Origin of the sequence: Tahibacter harae, from assembly GCF_024437735.1 — a bacterium.
GTDB lineage: Bacteria > Pseudomonadota > Gammaproteobacteria > Xanthomonadales > Rhodanobacteraceae > Tahibacter > Tahibacter harae.
On the sequence record NZ_JANFQO010000062.1, the window covers coordinates 1 to 3,726 of the forward strand.

3 protein-coding genes are annotated in these 3,726 nt (G+C 56.6%); 2 read left to right on the forward strand and 1 reads right to left on the reverse strand.

The window, feature by feature from the left end:
- Both NM961_RS23735 and NM961_RS23740 read left to right on the forward strand, forming a co-directional pair.
- Positions 1–1,919: RHS repeat domain-containing protein (locus NM961_RS23735; RefSeq protein ID WP_255916908.1), on the forward strand; the 1,919-nt coding region annotated here is incomplete at its 5' end.
- A gap of 12 nt (positions 1,920–1,931) precedes the next feature.
- On the forward strand, positions 1,932–2,555 hold the full coding sequence (locus tag NM961_RS23740) for a hypothetical protein (RefSeq protein WP_255916909.1): 624 nt from the start codon (positions 1,932–1,934) through the stop codon (positions 2,553–2,555).
- A 1,076-nt stretch (positions 2,556–3,631) separates the two neighbouring features.
- Here the strand turns inward: NM961_RS23740 and NM961_RS23745 are convergent.
- Positions 3,632–3,724 (reverse strand): integrase core domain-containing protein, encoded by a 93-nt coding sequence (locus NM961_RS23745; protein WP_255910650.1) that lies wholly within the window; start codon positions 3,722–3,724, stop codon positions 3,632–3,634.
- Between the last annotated feature and the right edge of the window lie 2 nt (positions 3,725–3,726).

The following is a 3,726-nucleotide window of genomic DNA, read 5'->3' on the forward strand; positions in this document are numbered from 1 at the left end:
CGGCGGGCAATCGCACGTCGGTGGTCACCGGTACACGGACGATCAACTTCGGCTTCGACACGCTCAATCGCCTGAGCAGTGTCAGCGAAGTCGCCAGCGCGGCGCTGGGCCAGAGCGGCGCCGCCAAGGTCACGACCTACGGCTACGACGGCGTCGGCAATCGCGATCATGTGATCCACAACAACGGCACGCGGGTGGACTACCGCTACGACCGCATGAACCGGCTGACGAAGCTGGTCCACAGCAAAGGTGCGGCGGTGCTGCTGGCGCTGGGCTATACGCTGAATCCGGACGGCACGCGGGCGCAGATCGCCGAGCAGGTGCAGCAGCGCGACGCGCAAGGCCAGTACGTGGTCGACGGTCAAGGCCAGCCGGTACTGGACGCCACGCGCACGACCAGCTACGACTACGACGCGACCAAGCGGCTCGTTGAAGAAGCCGTCACTTCCGCAACACCCGGCTACGATCGGCTGACGACGTGGACGTACGACAGCGTCGGCAACCGCCTGAACCAGCTGATGACGATTCCGGGCGGCAGCCTGCCCGGTGGTGCTACGGTTCCGGCGTCCACGACAACGACCAGTTACCGCTACGACGCGAACGACCGTCTGCTCGACGAGACGGCCGTCAGCAACGGCATGACCCGTCTGACGACGCATCGCTACGACCTCAACGGCAGCCTGGTCGAAACCATCGCACCTGATGCAACGACGCGCTACCGCTACGACGGGCGTAACAAGCTGGCCCAGGTGGAGCGGCAGGTGGGCAGTGTGCTGGATATCACCCAGTACACCTACACCCACGACGGCATCCGGCGTAGTCAGATCCAGAAGGCCGGCACGCTGGATGCGAAGGAAGTTCGCTATCTGATTGATCCGAGCCAGGCGTATGCGCAGGTGATCGAGGAGCGGGTCGGCGCTCCCTTGGCGCCGGGAGCCAACGTCAGTGGTTTGAGCCTGAAGGCGGCGTACACCTACGGCGACGATCTGCTCGGGCAGTACGCGCTACGGGATATGCAGGGCAACGTGCTGCCGAACGTCGGGGCGCCGAGCGGTACGCCGAATCCGGTAGCGGTAGCCAGCACCTTCCACTATGACGGGCTGGGCAGTACGCGGCTGCTGACCGATGCGGCTGGCAGCCCGGTTGACCGGTATGCGTATCACGCCTTCGGGGAACGCGACGAGTGGACCAGTGAGTTGGGGGCGGGGCAGAATGCGGCGACGGATTATCAGTACACGGGGGAGCAGTTCGATCCGAATTTGGGGTTCTATTACCTGCGGGCTAGGTATATGAACCTCGGCAATGGGCGGTTTGCGCGGCAGGATGATTTTGCTGGATACGAAACACGTCCAGTGTCAGTGCACAAATATTTGTATGCCGACTTAGATCCTGCAAATAGGGCAGATCCAAGTGGTCGCATGAGCTTGAGTGAAATGAGCTCGGCTCAGAATATTCAGAGCGTACTGAGTACGAACGCTGTTCGTGGCGCAACTAGACAGAGTGCAAAGTTTCTCAGAAAAGTTAAAATGTATGATGTTTACGCATATGTTTCGTGGCCGCTTCATTTTTATATGTGCGCCGAGAAGATTGGTTTTCGAAATGGCTATAGATATGATGTGGGTAATGCCTTTGGCTGGGGTAGTTCATCGGCAACTCTCAACCCGTTTGGCGTAATTCCAGGCGGGGTGATAAAAGTTGACTATGTAATAACTAGGAACTATCTCAAAGGTCGCAAGAAGAAAGTTGCCTCACTGACTTTTGCTCAATGGTATCTATGGCACAGAACAGTTGTTGGTGCCGAAACTACGGTCTGCGAAATTTCGTACCCTTACAGCGTTGGTCCCAATGGAGCTGACTGCCTCAGCTGGACCATCTGGGCTAGCCTTGAAGCTGTTGGTTTTTCGAAGTTACCTCTTTGATCGGAGTCTGTGATGGGTATTTCGCCGTTGGCTAGTATGGAGATATTCGCGACATCGGCAGCGGTGAGAAGGGAAAGGGAGCGGTCTCTTCTGAGTCATTTGGCTGCGTCGTCAAATGTAAGTTTGGCTAATATTTATCCTAATGAATTTATGAGAAGTATGATTGAAAACAGGCGGCCTCACTTTGAATTGCGTGAGGCGGCCAATCTAACAACTTCTCTGCTGAAAGTTGCTGAGAACTCATGCTATGGCCGGATAAGGTTTTTTTCTGTAAGGGGCGAGCGCCCGATGGAGTCGGACTGGAGTAGTGCGAATGATCTGTGCGTAAAGGCGTTGGATGCCGGCTATTGCGATAGTGTGATGCTGGTTCGCGGTTGCTCGACCAAATGGTTTTTCGGTAGTCGTTGGTCTCGTGCCGTTATCGCTGTGGCTGATGTTGCCAAACTTGCAGTGCTTAGCAATCTGGATCTGCTTCAATATGGCAGGTTGGAAGAAGTTCTTGGAATGCTCGATTTCTCCGGAAAACCCTCAAGGTATTGCAAGAAAGGTTGGAGCAAAGTCGTACGTGAGTGCCGCGATGATCCACGCTTCCGGAACCTACTGATTGAGGCGAATGGACTAACGGGGTCAGGTTAATTTCCAGCAGAAGCAAAACGCCCTGCAATTGCGCGGATTTTTTGTGCGGCTGTCATCGTCGATGTGTTTTGGTTGTCGGCTAGCGTAGATCAGGACGCCCGCAAATCTCTCGGTAGTCAGAAGATTCCTATGCCGTTGTAAGGGCTTCTGATTGTCAACCGGGAACGGGGTCAGGTTAACTTCCAGCAGAAGCAAAAAGCCCCGCGGTTGCGGGGCTTTTTGCTATGTGTGTCCGTCATTGCCGCCGAGTCTTGGTGACTGGGAGCCTGTCAGGATTTTTGTGCGCGAGGTATAGCATGAGGACCAGGAGCATCTATGCCACGCAAGAAGAAGCCGGCGACGGCCGGCCTGACAGAACTGCCGTCGACTCCCAAAGAGCTGATAGAGCAGTTGGCCAGTAGCGGCCTGCCGATGACGGCCGAGCCGTAAATCAGGACACCCACAAATCCCTCGGTAGTCAGAGGATTCCGACGCCGTTGCAAGCGTAAATCAGGAAAGCGTAAATCAGGACACCCACTGCGAGCATCTGGGACACCCACACTCCAGAATTTTCCGATAGCTTTCCCGCGGACTTTCTGCCGCTGCCGGCCTGCAAGTCAGCCATGCTGGCCCCATGGCTCGCCCACGCGCTCAAATCGTCTCGCCGGAAGGTGCTGAGGGATGCTATCACTGCGTCCAGCGGTGCGTCCGTCGCGCATTTCTATGCGGAAACGACGCGTTGGCAGGGCGCGATTTCGAACACCGGAAAACTGGATTTGCGAACGGCTGCACCTGTTGGGCAAGTGCTTTGCGGTTGCGATTCATGCCTACGCCGTCATGAGCAATCATCTGCACATTGTCCTGCAGTTCAATGCCGTGTTAGCGGCAATGCAAAACTGACCCAGTCGGCAGTCTAAAACTGACCCACCTGTGACCCGTAGTTTCTCCGTACCGGCTGCGTGCGGAGGGACGCATGATCAAGGTCGAGGTGTTCATGACGATCTGGGTGTTACATCAGCAAGGGGCCAGCGTGCGGGAGATCGCGCGGCGGCTGTCGGTTTCGCGCAACTGTAATGACCCAGCGGTTTCTGCACAGGTCACGCCGCTAATCGATACGCCTCGGCGGGTGTCTTCATGCCCAGCGCCTGATGCGGTCGCCGGGTGTTATAGAACTGGATCCAATCGCTGATCA